Below are 17,198 nucleotides of genomic sequence, written 5' to 3'. Positions count from 1 at the left end.
CTCAAACGGACAGCCGTTTTCATTTTGCCTTTCTTACACAGGAAAACAAGCCCTCATGCGTGCAGGGCTTGTTTTTGTCTGATGCCTTCCAGCGGAATTCGGATTTCCGCACGGGCTCCTCCAGACTCTTGATTTTCAAGTATTAATTCGCCGTGGTGAAGATGCACGACATGATGGGCGAATGTAAGCCCCATGCCGTGATGCCCCGCCGAATGTCTGCTTTTATCCTCCGTGTAAAAAAGCTGTGTCGCCCTTTTCAGCGCTTCCTGCGAGAACCCGCTTCCGCTGTCAGATACAGCAATACTGAGTGCGGTATCGGTGCATAGGACGTCCACACGGATTTCTCCTCTTTCCGGCGTATAGTCGACGGCATTCGCCGCGATATTCATGACCGCCCTGCGGAGCAGTTCTTGATCAATCGGCGCTTCTTTTCGGTCAATGCCCCGCTCACTGAGGACGAGATCAATCTGTTTCGGCCCCGCTAGCGCCGCCGCGTCACGATATATGTTTTGAGCCCACTCTTTGAGATCGGTATATTCCAGATGAACGGCAACTGCCTCCTCCGCTTTAGAAAGCTGAATCAGCTGCCCGACATATTGCTCGATTTTGTTTCCGGCATCAAGGATATACTGCGTGTATTCCGTCTGTTCCTCATCAGGTTCTGTTAACTGAAGCAGCTCGGCATTTCCTTTAATGATCGTTGCCGGAATTTTAATATCATGCGCAAGCGCGCCGATCTGTTCCTTCTTTATCCGCTCCGCCTCCCATTGCGCCGCCAGAGATGCCTGAAGCGCGTCTTTCATTTTCAGCAGAGAGTCAATGACATCGTCAAATTCCTTGATACGCGGCCTTTTGGGATTGATATTTAAATTCTGTTTTTGAATGCTTGCCGTAATGGAGCTGAGTGTGCTGAAATGCCGTCTCAGCTGATTGGCGAATCGCGTCGTCACGATAAACACAGTTAAAAGAAGCAAAGAGATCAGAACCGCAAGACCCGTCCATTCATAATTCGGCAGATAGCGCCTTAGCAGCGGCGACTGAAATTCCGACCTGAGTGAATATTGAAGAACGCCGTATTCATTTTTCCGATCAACCACCATGAAACCTTTTTGAGCATAATTAAAATACGGCTGATGCTGGATCTTTTTTCTGGCGCTGGCCGCGTCTTTTTCCGTCATCGTTCCTTTCGTCATCCGCTTTGTTTTTTTATCAAAAACGGCGTATGTCATACCGTCGGGGATCATTTCTTCTGTTATCTTTTCCGCCGATTTCAGGCGGGGCTTGATCTGTTCCGCCTCATGCTCGCTGTAATTTGCCGGCAGGATCGCTCCGGCATTCAGGGCAATGGCATTTAAGGCGACGCATAATGCCGCCACCCCCATCGTGCTCAGACACAGCGTGATGGTAAATTTGATAAGCTCTTTGCGGATGCTGGATTTTCCTTTTGCTATTCCCATTTGTATCCGACACCCCACACCGTTTTGATCGGATCAGCCCCGTGTTCTTTACATTTTTTCCGGATGGTTCTGATAAACTCCGTAATGGTTGAATAGAGCGCATCGCCGTCCAAGCCGTACACTTCCTCGTAAATCTGCTCCCGTGAGAATGTTCTGTTTTTATGCTGTGCCAGAAATTCTACGATTTTATATTCGTTTTTCGTAAGAGGCAGTTTCCGGTCATCAAACCATACTTCTTTATTGTCAAAATCAAACATGAAGCCTGATATCAGACGTTTTGTCTGACGCTTTTCCCGCTGTTCCCTTCTGACATGAGCGTTTACCCTTGCCATCAATTCCTGTACGCCGAACGGCTTTGTGATGTAATCATCAGCGCCTGTCATGAGGCCTTTCACAATGGATTCTTCGTCAGACTTTGCCGTTAAAAACAGGATCGGGCTGTCCACCAGCGGCCGAATCCTCCGGCAGAGTTCAATCCCGTCGGTTCCGGGCATCATGACATCAAGAAGAATCAAATCATAGCCTTGAAAAAAATCCAATGACTGATCTTCCGCTTTTTCCAGAATCGTTACTGTATGCTGATCACGCTGTAAAATGTTTCTGATCAGAACGAGAATATCTTTTTCATCATCTACCGCTAAAATGTTTGCCACCGGCCGAATCGCTCCTTGCCTTTATTCATATGAACGCCGCCCTTCCCATCTTCTGCACCAATGGAGGCCGGCCAGACATAATATCACTATAGAAAAATATAACATTATTTCTCCGAATCTCATATCGTATCTCACATAAGGGAGGAACTCTTTTTTGACTTTATCAAAATGCAGCAGTCCTGCAAGGCCCGACAGCCGCACGCTCCATGCCCACGGAAAAAAACGCCAGATGACATCGCCCAATCCCGTATTCATCAGCGCCGCCATTAATAAACCCGCTCCCCCCAAAAGCCCGGACGGTCCCATGCCGTACTGTATGCCGACAAAAAAAGACATCATATAAAGCGGAATACTGCCGGCAATCAGCCACGCCCCTCCCTTTAAAAAGAGAAAGTACGGAAGGTCATTGATGTGAAGAACAAATTTCATCCCCGCCAAATAAAGACAGATGGCAAGACCTATCGATAACACATTCAACAGCAGCAATAGAAGCAGCTTGCCCGCAAAACTGACGATTTTCGAATACGGAACCGCCAGCATCATCTGAAAATGACCCGCCTGTTCCTCGACGGAGGCAGACATGCCGCAGACAATACTGATGATTAAAGGGTATAAAACGGCAATCGCGCTGAAGAAGACGCTGTACAGCACATAAGGCTCCTGAATCCTTCCATACATCATATATAACAGGAAAAATCCCGCGCATACGGCCGGCGCCGCAACATGCATCCATATGAGCGGCGTGCGCTTCATTTTTAATACATCGGCCCACATATATCGTAAAAGCACGGTCATGACCGGTTTCCCCCTTTTGCAAAAGACACGGCGGAAATCAAACTTATTGCGATAAAAGAAAGGATAGAAAGAATAATAGCCGGAAAGATTACGTTTCCGTTTAATAAGCCGCTGTCTGCAGGAAGCGGAATTCCGTTCGGATGGATCCCGAGAATCGGTGACATCACCCGGACTGACCAGCTCCATGGACTCAGCCACCACAATGAACCGGACGCCGGCACAATACCCAAAACAAAAGCGGCGATCATATTCGCGAGAATGACTGCCGTAAATCCGAACTGTCTGGCAATCCATAAGCACAATGGGATTTCCCAAAGCGTCGTCAGCCATAAAAGGGAGCCCGCTTCAACGCCTTTCAGCTGCAGCGCAGCAATTCCCGGAAATACAAGGCCAAGTAAAAACATGATGATGAAAAAGACGATTTGCGACAGGAGTGAATACAGCGCGCTCAAGCTTATTTTTGAGAGCCATATGCTTTTTAAGCCTGCCGGCAATGAGTACACCGCGCGGTCATGCGCAGATTTTTTCTCTTTTTTAACAGATAAACCGCACATTAGAGCAATCATGAGCGGCATGAAAATAACCGCCCACCAATTGAACGTGCCCGTCATAAAATAGGCCTTATTCAGCAGAAAAGAAAAAGCCGTGTTCAGAAGCGGAATCAGAATGATGAGCTTTCTGATAAATGTTCTTCTAGATGTAAGGTGTTCCGCCTGCATGTACTGAATCATTTTCCTGTCCCCGCTTTCTCCCGTGTTGATTTGACTACCTCCAGAAACAGCTGCTCCAGATCGTCTTCCCGGCTGATTTCTCCCTGATATCCCAAAACACCGTCACTGATGATTCCGATATGGTCTGCGATCTGCTCCACTTCTGATAACAGGTGGCTTGATAAAATTACCGTCATTCCCTGTCCGGGCAAGGAGCGGATAAATTCCCGCAAATCCTGAATCCCCATCGGGTCCAATCCGTTTGTCGGCTCGTCAAGAATTAAGAGCGACGGACGGTTGACTAATGCCAACGCAATGCCGAGACGCTGTTTCATTCCCATGGAAAATTGGCCGGCGCGCTTTTTTCCGGTTCCCGTTAATCCCGTGATTTCCAGCACCTCCGCAATTCTTGAATCAGGAAGCCCGAGCATCACGCAGCGGACTTTCAGGTTTTCAGCGGCTGTCAGGTTGCTGTAAAGCGGCGGCGCTTCAATCAGGGAACCGATCTTTTTCAAATCTTCGCGCTTCCATGGATGCCCGTCGAACAGAACCTCGCCGGATGTTTGCTGCAAGATGCCGGTCAATATTTTAAGAGTCGTTGATTTTCCGGCGCCGTTCGGACCGAGCAGGCCGTAAATACTGTTGCGCTTAACCGATAGAGACACATCAGCCACTGCCTGTTGTCTGCCGAATGATTTTTGCAGCTGTCTCGTTTCTAAGATGTTGCTCATATGATTACCCCTCTGCTTTGTTATTTGATATGTAAGACTTTACAGCGCAGTTATCAAAATTTAATCAAGAAATCAAAAAAAGCATCCTTCACGCAGAAGAATGCTTTTTTTCATGAGGCTGAGCGTACGATCAGCTTTCTTTTTTGTTTTTTCACAGGGCTGAGGGCTCGTTCCAGCCACGCCATCAGCAGGTCTGCGGCTACCGCCATCAGTGCAGTCGGAATGGCGCCCGAAAGAATAATGGCGGTTCCGTTTGTCGCGTTCGAGCCTCTGACGATCATATCCCCGAGGCCGCCTGCGCCGACGAAGGTGCCGATTGCCGTGATGCCGATCGCAATGACGAGCGCCGTTCGAAGACCCGCCATAATGACGGAAAGCGCAAGCGGCAGCTCCACCATGCGGAGCACTTGATATTTCGTCATGCCCATCGCTTTTCCCGACTCAAGATAAGCGTGATCAATATTAATAATGCCCGTGTGCGTATTCCTGAGAATCGGCAGCAGTGAATACAGAAACAAAGCCGTGATGACCGTATTGGCGCCAAGTCCCATGACAAGCATCAGGACGGCGAGCATCGCCAGCGCCGGAACGGTTTGAATCACGTTCGCCACAGCAAACACCCAGCCGGAGAGACGCCCGTGCCTTGCTGTCACAATGCCGGCCGGAATGGCGAAAGCGGCGGCGAAAACGACGCCGTACGCCGACATGAGAAAATGCCGCCAGCACTCATACAGAACATAGCTGCCGTTTTGAGCGTAATACGTAAACAGCTCTTTCAGCGTGTCCATCCGCACATCTCCTTTCCGTTATTCAAAGTAATGATGTTTTTCTAAAAATTCCTTTGCCACGACGGACGGCTCTTTTAATTGGCCGTCGACTTCGTAATTCATTTTCTGCATCATCTTCGTATCAATCGCGCCGATCATTTGATTGATCACGCCTTCCAGCTCGGGATGCTCGTTTAATACACGTTTCGGAACGACGGGTGAACAGTCGTACGGAGGAAAGAACCGCTTATCATCTTTCAGCGTTTTCAGTCCGTAAGCAATGATTCTTCCGTCGGTGGAATAAGCGAGCGCGATATCCATCTTCCTGCTTTTCAGCGCGTCGTAAACGAGGCCGATCTGCATCGGATACGTGCCTTCAAATGACATTCCGTATGTGTTCATAAAATCCTGATATCCGTTGCCTCTCAGCTTCATCCAATAGTTATCAACGCCGAATTTCAGATGAGACGCTTCTTTTTTGACATCGGATACCGTTTCTAAATGGTATTTGCGGGCAAGCTGTCCGGAAACGGTAAAGACGTATGTATTATCAAAGCCGTAAGAATCAAACCATTTCATATCATATCTGTTTTGAAATTCACGCTGAACGAGCCGCAGCGCTTTGTCCGGGTCTTTTTCCGGCTCCATGCGAAGCGTGCCCGTCAGCGCGTCTCCTGTATAGCGCGTCGCGGCGATATCAATATCACCGTTTATCAAGGATTGCTGCTGTACGGCGTTGGAGCCGAGATTTTTAATAACGGTTGTTTTCAAATCGCTGTGATGTTCAATCATCTGTCCGAGCATGCTCGCGATGATTTCTGATTCGGTCATGCTTTGCGCCCCGATTTTGATGGTATCCTCCGACGCGGCGCTCAATCCCGGAAGCGAACAGCCGCCAAGGAGCAGCATGCCGATACAGGCGAATGCGAGCAGCCGTTTTTTGCATCTATTCCCCACGAGAGACTTCCTCCTTATGAAGCATTTTTTATGTCCTTCAGCCCGTCAGGCGTGACTTTCCGTTCTGTCATCCCGAGCAAGCAGTCGACGGCGGCCGCTAACATCGTGACCGGAACGGCGCCAGCGATAATATACTCCGGCTGATAAAGGTTCAAGCCGATAAAAATGTAATCCCCGAGTCCGCCTCCGCCGATAAAGGAGGCGAGCGTCGCCCAGCCGATCAAATAAATCGCCGACGTCCGGATGCCCGCCATGATGACCGGGGCGGCAAGCGGAAGCTCTACAAGCCTGATCTGCTCCCATGCGGTCATGCCGATCCCTTTTCCCGATTCAAGAAGATGCCGGTTGACGCCGAGGATTCCCGTATACGTGTTTCTGAGAATCGGCAGCACGGAATAGAAAAACAGCGCCGCAATGGCCGGGACCTTTCCCACGCCTAAAAGCGGAATAAAAAATGCGAGAATGGCAAGGCTCGGCAAAGTTTGAATGATATTGACGATGCCGATGACTGGGCCAGCGCCTCTTTTCATCCTCGTCAGCAGGACGCCGAGCGGAACGGCGGCGAGAATGCCCGCCATGACGGCGATTAATGAGATGTACAAGTGCTCCCATGTTTTATAAAGCAGTTCTGCACCGTTTGTCTGTAAAAATTGCACGGTTTGATTCATATCAATTGAAGCCTCCTCATGACATCACCGCGAGTTCTTTCTCTTCTCCCCAAATGGAGTCATAGACGATGTCAACGAGGCTTGCCCTTGTCACGATTCCCGTTAAACGGCCGGCTTCATCAATGACGGGCACAAATTTCATGCCTCTTTTTAAAATTTTATGGACGGCGTCGCGAAGCAGGGTGCCGCTTCTGACCGTGTATAGATCGCGCTCGAGCACTTCCGCGACGGTTGCCGCCTGTCTTCGTTTGCGGTCAATCATTTCCACATCGACATAACCTTGGAGAACGTTCTTCTCATCAATGACGAGCAGCGAATCCACCCGCTCGGCGCGCATCAGCTGAATGGCGGCTGACAGCGTTTTCTCAGGTGTTACCGTCACAGGAGCGGAATTCATGATCTGCTCCACCCGTTCAATATCAGGGCTGGATGATTGAATCAGCCGTTCTTTGCCGATAAACTCCTCAACAAATTCATTCGCCGGAAATCGGAGAATGTCATCAGGCGTTCCGGCTTGGACGATTTCTCCCGCTTTCAGAATGACGATTCTGTCCGCAAGCTTGATGGCTTCGTCCATATCATGGGTAACAAATACGATGGTTTTATGTAAGGTTTTTTGCAGTTTTTTAAATTCTTCCTGAAGGGAATCCCTCGTAATCGGGTCAAGCGCCCCGAACGGTTCATCCATTAAGATAAGCGGCGGCTCTGCGGCAAGTGCCCGTAATACACCTATTCGCTGCTGCTGTCCTCCGCTCAGTTCATGAGGGTAACGGTCTAAATATTCAGGCCCCATATCAACGAGCTTTAAAAGCTCCCGCGCCCGTTCCTTCCGTTCTTTTGCAGGATGTTTTAAAAGTTTCGGAACGAGGGTAATGTTCTGCTGAATGGTCATATGCGGAAACAGCCCGATCTGCTGAATGACATAGCCGATGCTTCTTCTGAGTTCCACCGGGTCTTGTTCCATAATGTTTCGGCCCTCTATCAGGATTCTGCCTTCCGTCGGTTCAATTAAGCGGTTGATCATTTTCATCGTCGTCGTTTTCCCGCAGCCGCTCGGTCCGATAAAACAAATAAATTCGCCCTTAGCGATATTCAGATTGATGCTGTTGACGGCTTTTTTTCCGCCTTTATACGTTTTCGAGACATTTTCTAATGTCAGCAAACACTCACACCTCCATGATTAAGTTTATTCAATTCGTTAAATTTGTATTTAACTTTTCAGACAATTGAATGTTTCCCATTATAAATTAAACTTTATAAATTAAAAAGTTTACAATTTGTCCATATTATATATAAAGGTTGTGTAAGCACTGATTTACCCGTATTGACCGGCAAAGTTCTTCTTATTGCTCCGAATTACTGCCAAATTCTCTCGGAAGAGCATTTCCGCCGGTTTAAAAATATGGTATATTGACATCGGAATTGCTGACTGAAAGGATTGAAACTGTTGGAGAAAGATCCGTTACACGTAATCGAACAAGCCGAAGATCATTTAATAGAACGAATCGCTGAAAATATGCATACATTCGGGATGCCCGCGACGGTGGGACGCATTTTAGGCATTATTTATATGAACCGCAAGCCGATGACCTTAACTGAATTATCAGAAGCGACCGGCATGAGCAAAACGAGAATGAGCCAGGCCGTCCGTGAAATGCTTGACGTCAATCTGGCGGAAAAAGTGTTTGAAAAAGGCGTCCGCAAAGATTTATACGACGTCGAGCAGGATTATTACCAAACCTTTATTACGCTGTTTACGGCCACATGGAGCAAGGTCGTCAGCAAAAATAAGATGATGCATAAAAAGCTGAACCGCGAACTGACGGCCGTTCTTGAAAACGGCGTGCCGGAGGAAGCTGAGGAAAAAATCAATGAACTGCTGAAAGAATTAAAGGATTGGCTTGATTACTACAATTGGATCAGCCGCCTGATCGAGTTTTTCGAAAGCGAAGAAATTTTCAAGCATGTTCCGAAGCCATAAGAAAAAACGCCCTGACCCGCAAGGCGTTTTTTTCATGCCGCATTCGGCGCTTTGGTTCGTTTTTTCTTTCTCCCCGGACTCAGCGCCCGCTCCAGCCACGCCATCACAAGATCTGTGATAACAGCCATCAGCGCTGTCGGGATGGCGCCGGCTAAAATAATCGCGGTCCCGTTCGTGGCGTTTGAGCCTCTGACAATAATGTCACCGAGGCCGCCTGCGCCGACAAACGTACCGATTGCCGTAATGCCGATCGCGATGACGAGCGCCGTCCGCAGCCCCGCCATGATGACGGAGAGCGCAAGCGGCAATTCCACCATGCGAAGCACTTGAAATTTGGTCATGCCCATCGCTTTTCCCGATTCAAGATAAGCGTGTTCAATGCTGGCGATTCCCGTGTACGTATTCCGGATGATCGGAAGAAGCGAATATAAAAACAGCGACAAAATCACCGTATTGGCGCCGAGCCCCATGACGAGCATCAGCACCGCGAGCATCGCAAGCGCCGGCACGGTCTGAATCACGTTTGTCACCGCGAATACCCAGCCGCTTAATGTTCTGTATCTGGCAATGAAGATGCCGAGCGGAATCCCAACGATCGCCGCAAATAAAACGCCGTATACCGACATGAGAAAATGGCGGTAAAACTCCTGAAGCACATAGGCGCCGTTTTGAGAATAATAAGTGCCGAGCTGCTGCAGCACTTCCATTTGCCCCACCTCATTTCTTATTCAAAATAATGATGTTTCTCCAAAAATTCTTTAGCGACGACGGACGGTTCTTTCAGCTTGCCGTCCACCTCGTAATTCAATTCCTGCATCGTTTCCGTATCAATTTTGCCGATCAGTTTATTCACAATGCCTTTCAGTTCCGGATGCTGTTTCAGCACGCTGTCGGGGATGACCGGGGAACAGTCATACGGCGGGAAAAACTGCTTGTCGTCTTTTAAAATTTTCAGATCGTATGCTTTGATCCGTCCGTCCGTTGAATAGGCGAGGACGGCGTCCATTTTCCCGTTTTTCACGGCATCGTATACAAGTCCGATCTGCATCGGATAGGTTGTGCCGAATTCATAGCCGTACGTGTCGGTAAAGCCCTTATAGCCGTCGCCTTTTCGTTTCAGCCACGCATTATCTACACCGAGCTTAAATTGATCCGCATACTTCTTAATATCGGACACTTTGTCTAAATGGTCTTTTTCCGCAAGCTTTTTCGTGACGGTAAACGCGTATGTGTTCTCAAACCCGTAAGAGTCAAACCATTTGTAATGGAAGCGTTTTTCAAATTCTTTCTGCACGATGGATAATGCTTTTTTCGGATCTTTTTCCGCCTCCATGCCGAGGGTGCTCGTTAAGTCAGTTCCTGAGTAGCGCGTCGCGGCGATATCGATTTCACCGCCGAGCATCGCCTGCTGCTGGACATAGTTTGATCCGAGGTTTTTAATTAATGCCGTATTCAATTCTGTATTGTGCTCAATCATCTGTGCGAGCATATTGGCGATAATTTCTGATTCCGTCATGCTTTGCGCCCCGATTTTAATCGTATCATCGGAAGCCCCGCTCAGCCCGGGAAGGGAACAGCCGCCTAAAAGCAGAGCAGCCGACAGCGCCAGCGCGCACATCCATCTCTTTAGGTTTCTTTTCAAAACAGCCAACTCCTTATGATACTTCCTTCAGTCCTTTCAGCCCTTTCGGCGTCACCTTCCGTTCCGTCGCCGCCAGCAGATAATCGATGATAATGGCTAAAATGGTGACGGGCACGGCGCCGCCGATAATATATTCAGGCTGATAGAGGTTCAGGCCGATAAAAATATAGTCTCCGAGCCCGCCGCCCCCGATAAAGGAAGCAAGCGTCGCCCAGCCGATCAGATAAATGGTGGATGTGCGGATGCCCGCCATGATCACCGGAACCGCAAGCGGCAGTTCCACAAGCCTGATCTGCTCCCAGACCGTCATCCCGATGCCTTTTCCCGATTCCAGCAGATTTTTGTTTACGCCTTGAATGCCGGTGTACGTGTTCCGGAGAATCGGCAGCACCGAATAGAAAAACAGCGCGACGATCGCCGGCAGCTTTCCCACCCCTAACAGCGGGATAAAGAATGCCAGTATCGCGAGACTTGGCAAGGTCTGCACAATGTTGACGGCGCCGATGACAGCGCCTGCGCCCTTTTTCATTCTCGTCAGCGCCACTCCGAGCGGAACGGCGACGAGAATGCCTAATATGACGGCGATGATTGAAATATATAAATGCTCCCACGTTTTATATAACAGCTCTCCGCCGTTCGTCTGCAAAAACTTGATCATTTCATTCATTGTAAGCGTTCCTCCCCTTGTCAGCCTGTCACCAGCTGGTCTTCCTCGCCCCAGATTGAATCGTAAACGATGTCGACAAGGCTCGCTCTCGTGACAATCCCGACCAAATGCCTTTGTTCATCAACGACGGGCACGTATTTCATTCCGCGCTTTAAAATTTTGCGTACAGTATCGCGGAGCAGCGTCCCCTGTTCGACCGTATACAGATCAGAGCGGAGCACGTCGCCGACGAGGCTTGCTTTTTTCCGGTTCTGATCAATGATTTCGACATCTACATATCCTTGCAGCACATTCAGGTCATCAACGACAAGCAGGGAATCGACCCGGTGCTCCCGCATCACCTGTATCGCCTGCGAAAGCGTTTTGTCCGCCGTAACGGTGACAGGCTTTTTGTTCATCATTTGCTCGACGCGTTCAATGTCCGGTCTTGATTGCAATAACCGTTCTTTGCCGATAAATTCTTCGACAAACTCATTAGCCGGATTTCGGAGGATGTCATCAGGAGTGCCGGCCTGAACGATCTCTCCCGCTTTTAAAATGACGATCCGGTCAGCCAGCTTAATAGCTTCATCCATGTCGTGGGTTACAAACACAATCGTTTTATTCAGTGTTCTTTGCAGTTTTTTGAATTCTTCCTGAAGCGAATCACGTGTAATCGGATCAAGCGCTCCGAACGGTTCATCCATGAGAATAAGGGGAGGTTCCGCTGCCAGGGCGCGCAGCACGCCGATTCTCTGCTGCTGTCCGCCGCTCAGCTCATGAGGATAGCGGTCTAAATATTCCGGGCCCATATCGACGAGCTTCAAAAGCTCCCGCGCCCGTTCCTTCCGCTTTTGTTCCGGCCATTTCAGCAGTTTCGGCACGAGGGAAATGTTCTGCTGAATGGTCATGTGGGGGAAAAGTCCGATCTGCTGAATGACGTAGCCGATTTTCCGTCTCAGCTCCACGGGGTCCTGCTCCATGATGTTTTCGCCATCGATAAAAATCTTTCCTGATGACGGCTCAATCAGTCTGTTAATCATTTTCATCGTCGTTGTTTTTCCGCAGCCGCTCGGCCCGATAAAACAAATAAACTCGCCTTTTTCGATATTTAGATCAATGCTGTTGACGGCTTTTTTTCCGCCTTTATAGATTTTTGATACATTTTCTAATCTCAGCAATCCGTGCACCTCCGAAGGATTCCGTTATTTTTCTGAAAAGTATAATCTTTATTATAAGATGAAGTTTATAAAATAAAAAGTTTACAACGTGTTGAAATTATATATAATACACGTATTATTTGATGTTATCCCGCTGACAACGGGGACGTTCTTACAATCGCTCCGGATAGCTCGCATATCCTGCCGCATCATCTTTTTCAACAACTGTAAAAAATATGATATATTGTCAGCATGAAAAGCCAGTGAAGGGATGATCAGCCGTGGAAAAAAACGCTCTTGATATCATCGGTCAAGCTGAAGAGCATCTCATTGAGAGAATCGCCGAGAATATGCATACATTCGGAATGCCGGCCACACTGGGGCGTGTGCTCGGTATTATTTATATGAACCGAAAGCCGATGACGTTAAATGAGCTGTCAGAGGCGACCGGCATGAGCAAAACGAGGATGAGCCAGGTGGTCCGCGAGATGACCGATGCCAATCTGGCTGAAAAAGTGTTTGAAAAAGGCGTTCGGAAAGACCTTTACGACGTGGAGCGTGATTATTACCAGACGTTTATCTCCCTGTTTACGGCAAATTGGACAAAGGCGGTCAGCAAAAATAAAATGCTGTATAAGAAGCTGAACCGTGAGCTGACTGAGCTTCTGGAATCGGAAAACCTCAGTCCCGAAATTGAAGAAAAAGCCCGTCAGCTTTTGAACGAACTGACGGACTGGCTCCATTATTATGACTGGCTGAGCCGTTTGATAGAATTTTTTGAGAGTGAAGAAGTGTTTCAGCATGTGCCGAAAAGAGAAAAAAGCAGCGCCCGCAGATAACCGGGCGCTGCTTTTTTTAAGTCAGGAAACCAATATCGGGAACATGCCTTTCAGACCGGCGCCGATCATGCCGATCGCCACTACCGCCAAAATCAAACCCATCAGCCGGGTAATCACGTTCATTTCGGTTTTCCCGAGCTTGTTGCTGATGAAAGAAGAATAGTGAAAGAAGATGAACGTCATCGCGATGACGGCCGCAATACCGATCAGCACGCTGATGTAATGGAAGATGCCGCCGTGGCCGGCCGACAGACTCATTACCGTCGCAATCGTACCGGGACCGGCGATAATCGGAATCGACAGAGGCGTCACGGAAATATCCGCTTTCTCCTTGCTTTCCCCTTTCTCTTCATGATGAAGGGACTGTACATGTGATTGTTTCGCGTTCAAAAGATTATAAGCGATGCCGAAAATAAAAATACCGCCCGCGATACGCAGGGCATGAATATTAATGTCAAACAGTTTAAAGATCAGATGGCCGAAGATTAAAAATGCCGCCAAGATGATAAACGACAGCACGGACGCCTTGCGTGCGATCGCCGTCCGTTCTTTCTCCGGGTAGCCCTCTGTCAGTGAAAGAAAAATCGGCACGTTTCCGATGGGGTTGGACACTGCAAACAGGGAAATGAAGACATGAATGATAAATGAAAACATGCGTACCTCCTTATGACTTGCCGTTGTGATTTATGTTTTGTTTTCCGCTGCTTCTTATGCATCATTTTTACCCCGGTGCCTGCTTTTTGTAACCTCAGCCGGCCGATCCGGAAACAGAAAAAAACCGCCCTTACAGGACGGTTTTTTCCGTTTGCTATCTCCATAAGCCTTTTCCGAATTTCAACAGCCGATAAAGCATTTTTAATTTTTTTAGCATCTGTTAATTTCCTCTATCACCCTGATCAATACTCTCGTTAAAAATTCTACCATAATGGGTACTTTTTCTCTATTATCAAATAATAGAGAAAGTGAATTGTATATCTTTAGAAATCTCCGTTACATCCGCCCTATTTTCTTTTATAATGTAAATATTGAACAAAATCCCTATATTACATGTAAAAGGAGTTTTAGAATGTATTGTCCTCAATGCGGCCATCATACAGATGGCGGAAAGTTTTGTGAAAAGTGCGGTGCGCCCCAGCCCAACCAGACCGGTTCAGGCCAAATGCAGGCCGGCGCCGCTGCTAAACAGGCTTCAAAGCAATTTGCCTTATTCGTGCTTAATGTTTTAAAGAAACCGTATCAGACATGCAAAACGACAGGCAGTGAACAGCTTGTCAGCAGCATAATCAACATGGTGCTTTTCTGTCTGATAACGCCGATTATGATGTATATTTTCTTATCAGACGGCTTTCGTGACGTCAGTTTTACCGCGGTTGTGATCAAACCGGCGCTTACCTTTGCGATATGTGTATTCTGCCTGTATCTCTTGATTTTTATTGCGTTGAAGGCCGGCGGCGCGCAGGTGTCATTTAAAGATTCGCTGTCCAGATTCGGGGCGTTTTTGATTCCGTTTACGGCTATTTTGCTTCTCGCACTCATTTTTATGCTGATGCACACAACCTTTTGCTTTACCATTCTGGCTGTCGGTCTATTAGGAGCGGCGTTTGCCGTGCCTCCGCTCATGCTGGCGAGCTACCAGCATCAGCTCACGGCTAAAGCGGATATCACTTATGCTGTTATCGTCATCTATTTCATCATTTGCGTAACGTTTCAATTCACGATCAAGCATTACACAAAAGAACTTATGAATTATTTTTTCTTTTAAAAACGAAAACCCCCGCCGCCTGATTGGCGCGGGGATTTTTTTATTGAATGGATGTTAAATAAATTCTTCCGTCTTTCACAACGCCGCCGTACGTCCAATGATATGTTCTGAGCTTCGGACTGCCGCCGGCTTTCGTAATATAAAACTCCTCATACGTATGAATCGTCAGATGGGAGCCGTTCTGCGAAAAGCTTTTTACATTCACTTCATTAAATACTTCTGTCGTTCCCTCGCCGTATAGTTTTTTAACCAATTTTTGCTGATCAGCATACAAAGGGCTTCCCTCTTCCAAATTGCCCGCCATGATCGCGAAATTGTTCAGGCTGACGGCGCTTGATTGGTTTGTCAGGTAATCAACCATAAACGATGTGACTTGTTCATTCGTGAGGCTGCCTGAAGCTGCCTTTCCTTTGGATGACGCCCATGCGGATGTGTAGGTTTTCGGCTGGTCGTTTTTTATTTTTTTCACATTTGCCCCAGAAGAATCTGAGGCTGGATCAGCTTTTTCAAAAACCCATTTTTTATGCTTTGGATCATATGACAGTATATAATGAAAGCTCGGTTCAGCCTCTTCCATATCAGGCTTCGTATTCTCGTCGAAATAAGCAGACTCATGAAGCTCTTTACCCGTAACAGTTACTTGCCAGCGGCCGTTCTCTTGTGAAATCGCAAATGAGTCCAGATCAAAGCTTGTCTCTTTATACTGATCCTTCAAAAAAGTGCCGGAACTCTTCATGCCGGAAACCACTTCTTTCGTCTGCTCCTTCCACGCTGAACCAGCCTCGGTCATCTGGTCCGTATTTCCGTCTGCCATCGCTTTTGTATACTGCTTCGTTGTTTTGACAATCGTGTCCATGATTGTTTTTTGTGTATCTTGATCGGGAATTAGCGTTAATTCCATATCAGTGCCGTTGATCGGAACATCGGCAGTTTTTGTTTCCCCCCAAGGAAAATCAGCCTCCACGGCGGCTGTCATGGAGCCGTCAGTTAAGAGCGGGCCGTATGTAACGGACTTAAAAGGGTCTTTATGGACGGACTTGCCGTTTATCAGCAGATCGCCTTTCGCGTTTTTGAAGCTGTCTGCCGGAGTGAACGTCACATCCTCGGCGTCTAACGGCAGGTCCAACTCAACATTCCGGCTGCCGGCTGCCTCCGCCTCTTGCTTTTTGCCAACGTCAACCGTGTCATTTTGAAGCTTGGCTTCCGCCGTATAGACACCGGGTGCATACGGGCCGAATGTTTGGGTTTCATCGGCTTTTTTGACCGTACCGGTTTTCTCGCTGTTGATGTAAAGATCGGCGCCTTTATAATTACTTGTGATGCGGAAATAAACCGGATCGACTTTCAGTTCATAATGGTCGAACAAGAGAAGGGTTTTTCCCTCTTTTTTGACGTATACCGCATCTTTTTCAGATGAATTGCTGCGAAGCGATTCCAGCAGTTCACCGTGTTTCTTTGCGTATGCAAGGAGCGGTTTGACATTGGTCTCATTCAGCTTCAATTTTTTATCTGAAGGGGTGAGAAGGGCTGCGAGCTTTTTCGTATCCCCGTCATGAACCGCCTGTTCGAATTGATCCGTGAGCCTTTTTTCAGATGTCAGCCAGGCTCCGGTTTTATATGCGGCAATCAATAAGATGAGCGTTGCGGCGATGCCTCCCCATAGGAAGAGCGTTTTTTTAGGGATCGGCTTTCTCGGCTGTGATGCGGATTCAGCCGCCTGCCGCTCCAGCCGGCTTCCTTTCCCGATCGGCTTTCCGCATTCTTTACAGAAACGAGCTTCTTCATTATTCTGTCGGCCGCAATATTTACAAAAAAACATGACTTTCCCCCTATTCAATCTGCAAAACTTGTATAACTTTTCCTATGTTTCATATTTTATAATAAAGTAGAATGATTTTGGAGTTATTTTGAAAAAATAGTTGCCGATCACAATGAAGGAGGAGAAACGGACATGCAAAAACTGAGCATCCGAAAAGCGGCAGGGCGGGATGAAGCGCTGTATGAACTATTGCTGCTGGCTGATCCGTCGAGGGAAATTGTCGATGATTATCTTGCCAGAGGCGAATGCTATACGGCTTGGACGTCAGACGAGCTTGCAGGGGTCTTCGTCCTTTTAAAAACAAGACCAAAAACGGTGGAAATCGTCAATATTGCGGTAAACGAATCAATGCAGAATAACGGCATCGGCAGAAGGCTCATAGAAGAAGCCATGAATAAGGCAAAACAAATGGGAGCAGCGACTATTGAAATCGGAACGGGCAACTCCAGTATAGGCCAGCTTGCCCTTTACCAAAAATGCGGCTTCAGACTCCAAGCCATCGACCATGATTTTTTCATCAGGCATTATGAAGAGGAGATTTTCGAAAACGGGATACAGTGCCGCGATATGGTAAGGCTTTATGCAGACATATAAAAAACCTCCCCTTGGGG

At 47.8% G+C, this 17,198-nt stretch carries 19 protein-coding genes; 4 read left to right on the top strand and 15 right to left on the bottom strand.

The window, feature by feature from the left end:
• Positions 1 to 53: 53 nt before the first annotated feature.
• From ACH32G_RS08245 to ACH32G_RS08205, 9 genes are all read right to left on the bottom strand, one after another.
• On the bottom strand, positions 54 to 1,457 hold the full coding sequence (locus ACH32G_RS08245; protein WP_448814192.1) for a sensor histidine kinase: 1,404 nt from the start codon (positions 1,455 to 1,457) through the stop codon (positions 54 to 56).
• Positions 1,448 to 2,110 carry a response regulator transcription factor gene (locus tag ACH32G_RS08240; RefSeq protein ID WP_016937907.1) on the bottom strand — a complete coding sequence of 221 codons (663 nt, stop codon included), beginning with the start codon at positions 2,108 to 2,110 and terminating at the stop codon, positions 1,448 to 1,450. The genes ACH32G_RS08245 and ACH32G_RS08240 overlap by 10 nt, the downstream gene beginning before the upstream one ends.
• 21 nt (positions 2,111 to 2,131) lie before the next feature.
• Complete coding sequence (locus ACH32G_RS08235) at positions 2,132 to 2,905, bottom strand: lantibiotic immunity ABC transporter MutG family permease subunit (RefSeq protein ID WP_448814191.1); 774 nt, start codon at positions 2,903 to 2,905, stop codon at positions 2,132 to 2,134.
• Positions 2,902 to 3,636, bottom strand: a complete 735-nt coding sequence (locus ACH32G_RS08230) for a lantibiotic immunity ABC transporter MutE/EpiE family permease subunit (protein ID WP_448814190.1) — start codon at positions 3,634 to 3,636, stop codon at positions 2,902 to 2,904. The genes ACH32G_RS08235 and ACH32G_RS08230 overlap by 4 nt, the downstream gene beginning before the upstream one ends.
• On the bottom strand, positions 3,633 to 4,346 hold the full coding sequence (locus ACH32G_RS08225) for a lantibiotic protection ABC transporter ATP-binding protein (RefSeq protein ID WP_047477181.1): 714 nt from the start codon (positions 4,344 to 4,346) through the stop codon (positions 3,633 to 3,635). Before ACH32G_RS08225 ends, ACH32G_RS08230 begins: the two co-directional genes overlap by 4 nt.
• Before the next feature lie 110 nt (positions 4,347 to 4,456).
• Positions 4,457 to 5,134: an ABC transporter permease gene (locus tag ACH32G_RS08220; RefSeq protein WP_099743844.1), complete on the bottom strand. Its 678-nt coding sequence runs from the start codon at positions 5,132 to 5,134 to the stop codon at positions 4,457 to 4,459.
• An 18-nt stretch (positions 5,135 to 5,152) separates the two neighbouring features.
• Positions 5,153 to 6,022 (bottom strand): osmoprotectant ABC transporter substrate-binding protein, encoded by an 870-nt coding sequence (locus ACH32G_RS08215; protein WP_193759249.1) that lies wholly within the window; start codon positions 6,020 to 6,022, stop codon positions 5,153 to 5,155.
• A gap of 62 nt (positions 6,023 to 6,084) precedes the next feature.
• Positions 6,085 to 6,738, bottom strand: a complete 654-nt coding sequence (locus tag ACH32G_RS08210; protein WP_064778609.1) for an ABC transporter permease — start codon at positions 6,736 to 6,738, stop codon at positions 6,085 to 6,087.
• A gap of 16 nt (positions 6,739 to 6,754) precedes the next feature.
• Entirely contained in the window at positions 6,755 to 7,900 is a 1,146-nt protein-coding gene (locus ACH32G_RS08205; protein WP_016937900.1) for a betaine/proline/choline family ABC transporter ATP-binding protein, read from the bottom strand.
• A gap of 285 nt (positions 7,901 to 8,185) precedes the next feature.
• On the opposite strand from ACH32G_RS08205, the gene ACH32G_RS08200 reads away from it, so the two are divergent.
• Positions 8,186 to 8,719, top strand: a complete 534-nt coding sequence (locus ACH32G_RS08200; RefSeq protein WP_003151660.1) for a GbsR/MarR family transcriptional regulator — start codon at positions 8,186 to 8,188, stop codon at positions 8,717 to 8,719.
• Positions 8,720 to 8,751: 32 nt separating this feature from the next.
• On the opposite strand, the gene opuCD is transcribed toward ACH32G_RS08200, so the two are convergent.
• Genes opuCD through opuCA form a run of 4 tightly spaced genes read right to left on the bottom strand, consistent with a single transcriptional unit; the run spans position 8,752 to position 12,188 of the window.
• Positions 8,752 to 9,426, bottom strand: coding sequence for a glycine betaine/carnitine/choline/choline sulfate ABC transporter permease OpuCD (opuCD, locus tag ACH32G_RS08195; protein ID WP_448814189.1), 675 nt, complete (start codon positions 9,424 to 9,426; stop codon positions 8,752 to 8,754).
• Positions 9,427 to 9,443: 17 nt separating this feature from the next.
• Positions 9,444 to 10,337, bottom strand: a complete 894-nt coding sequence (opuCC, locus tag ACH32G_RS08190) for an osmoprotectant ABC transporter substrate-binding lipoprotein OpuCC (RefSeq protein ID WP_448814288.1) — start codon at positions 10,335 to 10,337, stop codon at positions 9,444 to 9,446.
• A 37-nt stretch (positions 10,338 to 10,374) separates the two neighbouring features.
• Positions 10,375 to 11,028: an ABC transporter permease gene (locus ACH32G_RS08185; RefSeq protein WP_045925938.1), complete on the bottom strand. Its 654-nt coding sequence runs from the start codon at positions 11,026 to 11,028 to the stop codon at positions 10,375 to 10,377.
• A gap of 20 nt (positions 11,029 to 11,048) precedes the next feature.
• On the bottom strand, positions 11,049 to 12,188 hold the full coding sequence (gene opuCA, locus ACH32G_RS08180) for an osmoprotectant ABC transporter ATP-binding protein OpuCA (RefSeq protein ID WP_016937896.1): 1,140 nt from the start codon (positions 12,186 to 12,188) through the stop codon (positions 11,049 to 11,051).
• A 260-nt stretch (positions 12,189 to 12,448) separates the two neighbouring features.
• Between opuCA and ACH32G_RS08175 the strand changes: the two genes are divergently transcribed.
• Positions 12,449 to 13,006: a GbsR/MarR family transcriptional regulator gene (locus tag ACH32G_RS08175; RefSeq protein ID WP_366969799.1), complete on the top strand. Its 558-nt coding sequence runs from the start codon at positions 12,449 to 12,451 to the stop codon at positions 13,004 to 13,006.
• Positions 13,007 to 13,027: 21 nt separating this feature from the next.
• On the opposite strand, the gene ACH32G_RS08170 is transcribed toward ACH32G_RS08175, so the two are convergent.
• Positions 13,028 to 13,660 (bottom strand): NAAT family transporter, encoded by a 633-nt coding sequence (locus ACH32G_RS08170; protein WP_014471043.1) that lies wholly within the window; start codon positions 13,658 to 13,660, stop codon positions 13,028 to 13,030.
• A gap of 412 nt (positions 13,661 to 14,072) precedes the next feature.
• On the opposite strand from ACH32G_RS08170, the gene ACH32G_RS08165 reads away from it, so the two are divergent.
• Positions 14,073 to 14,768: a zinc ribbon domain-containing protein gene (locus tag ACH32G_RS08165; RefSeq protein WP_448814188.1), complete on the top strand. Its 696-nt coding sequence runs from the start codon at positions 14,073 to 14,075 to the stop codon at positions 14,766 to 14,768.
• A gap of 40 nt (positions 14,769 to 14,808) precedes the next feature.
• Here the strand turns inward: ACH32G_RS08165 and ACH32G_RS08160 are convergent, their stop codons facing one another.
• Entirely contained in the window at positions 14,809 to 16,587 is a 1,779-nt protein-coding gene (locus tag ACH32G_RS08160; RefSeq protein WP_448814187.1) for a zinc ribbon domain-containing protein, read from the bottom strand.
• Positions 16,588 to 16,719: 132 nt separating this feature from the next.
• Here ACH32G_RS08160 and ACH32G_RS08155 point away from each other — a divergent pair, with 132 nt between their 5' ends.
• Entirely contained in the window at positions 16,720 to 17,181 is a 462-nt protein-coding gene (locus ACH32G_RS08155; protein ID WP_448814186.1) for a GNAT family N-acetyltransferase, read from the top strand.
• Positions 17,182 to 17,198: the final 17 nt, after the last annotated feature.

The organism is Bacillus sp. CIS52, assembly GCF_053545315.1.
Note: the sequence above shows the minus strand (reverse complement) of the source record. Positions and strands in the feature narration are given on the sequence as shown.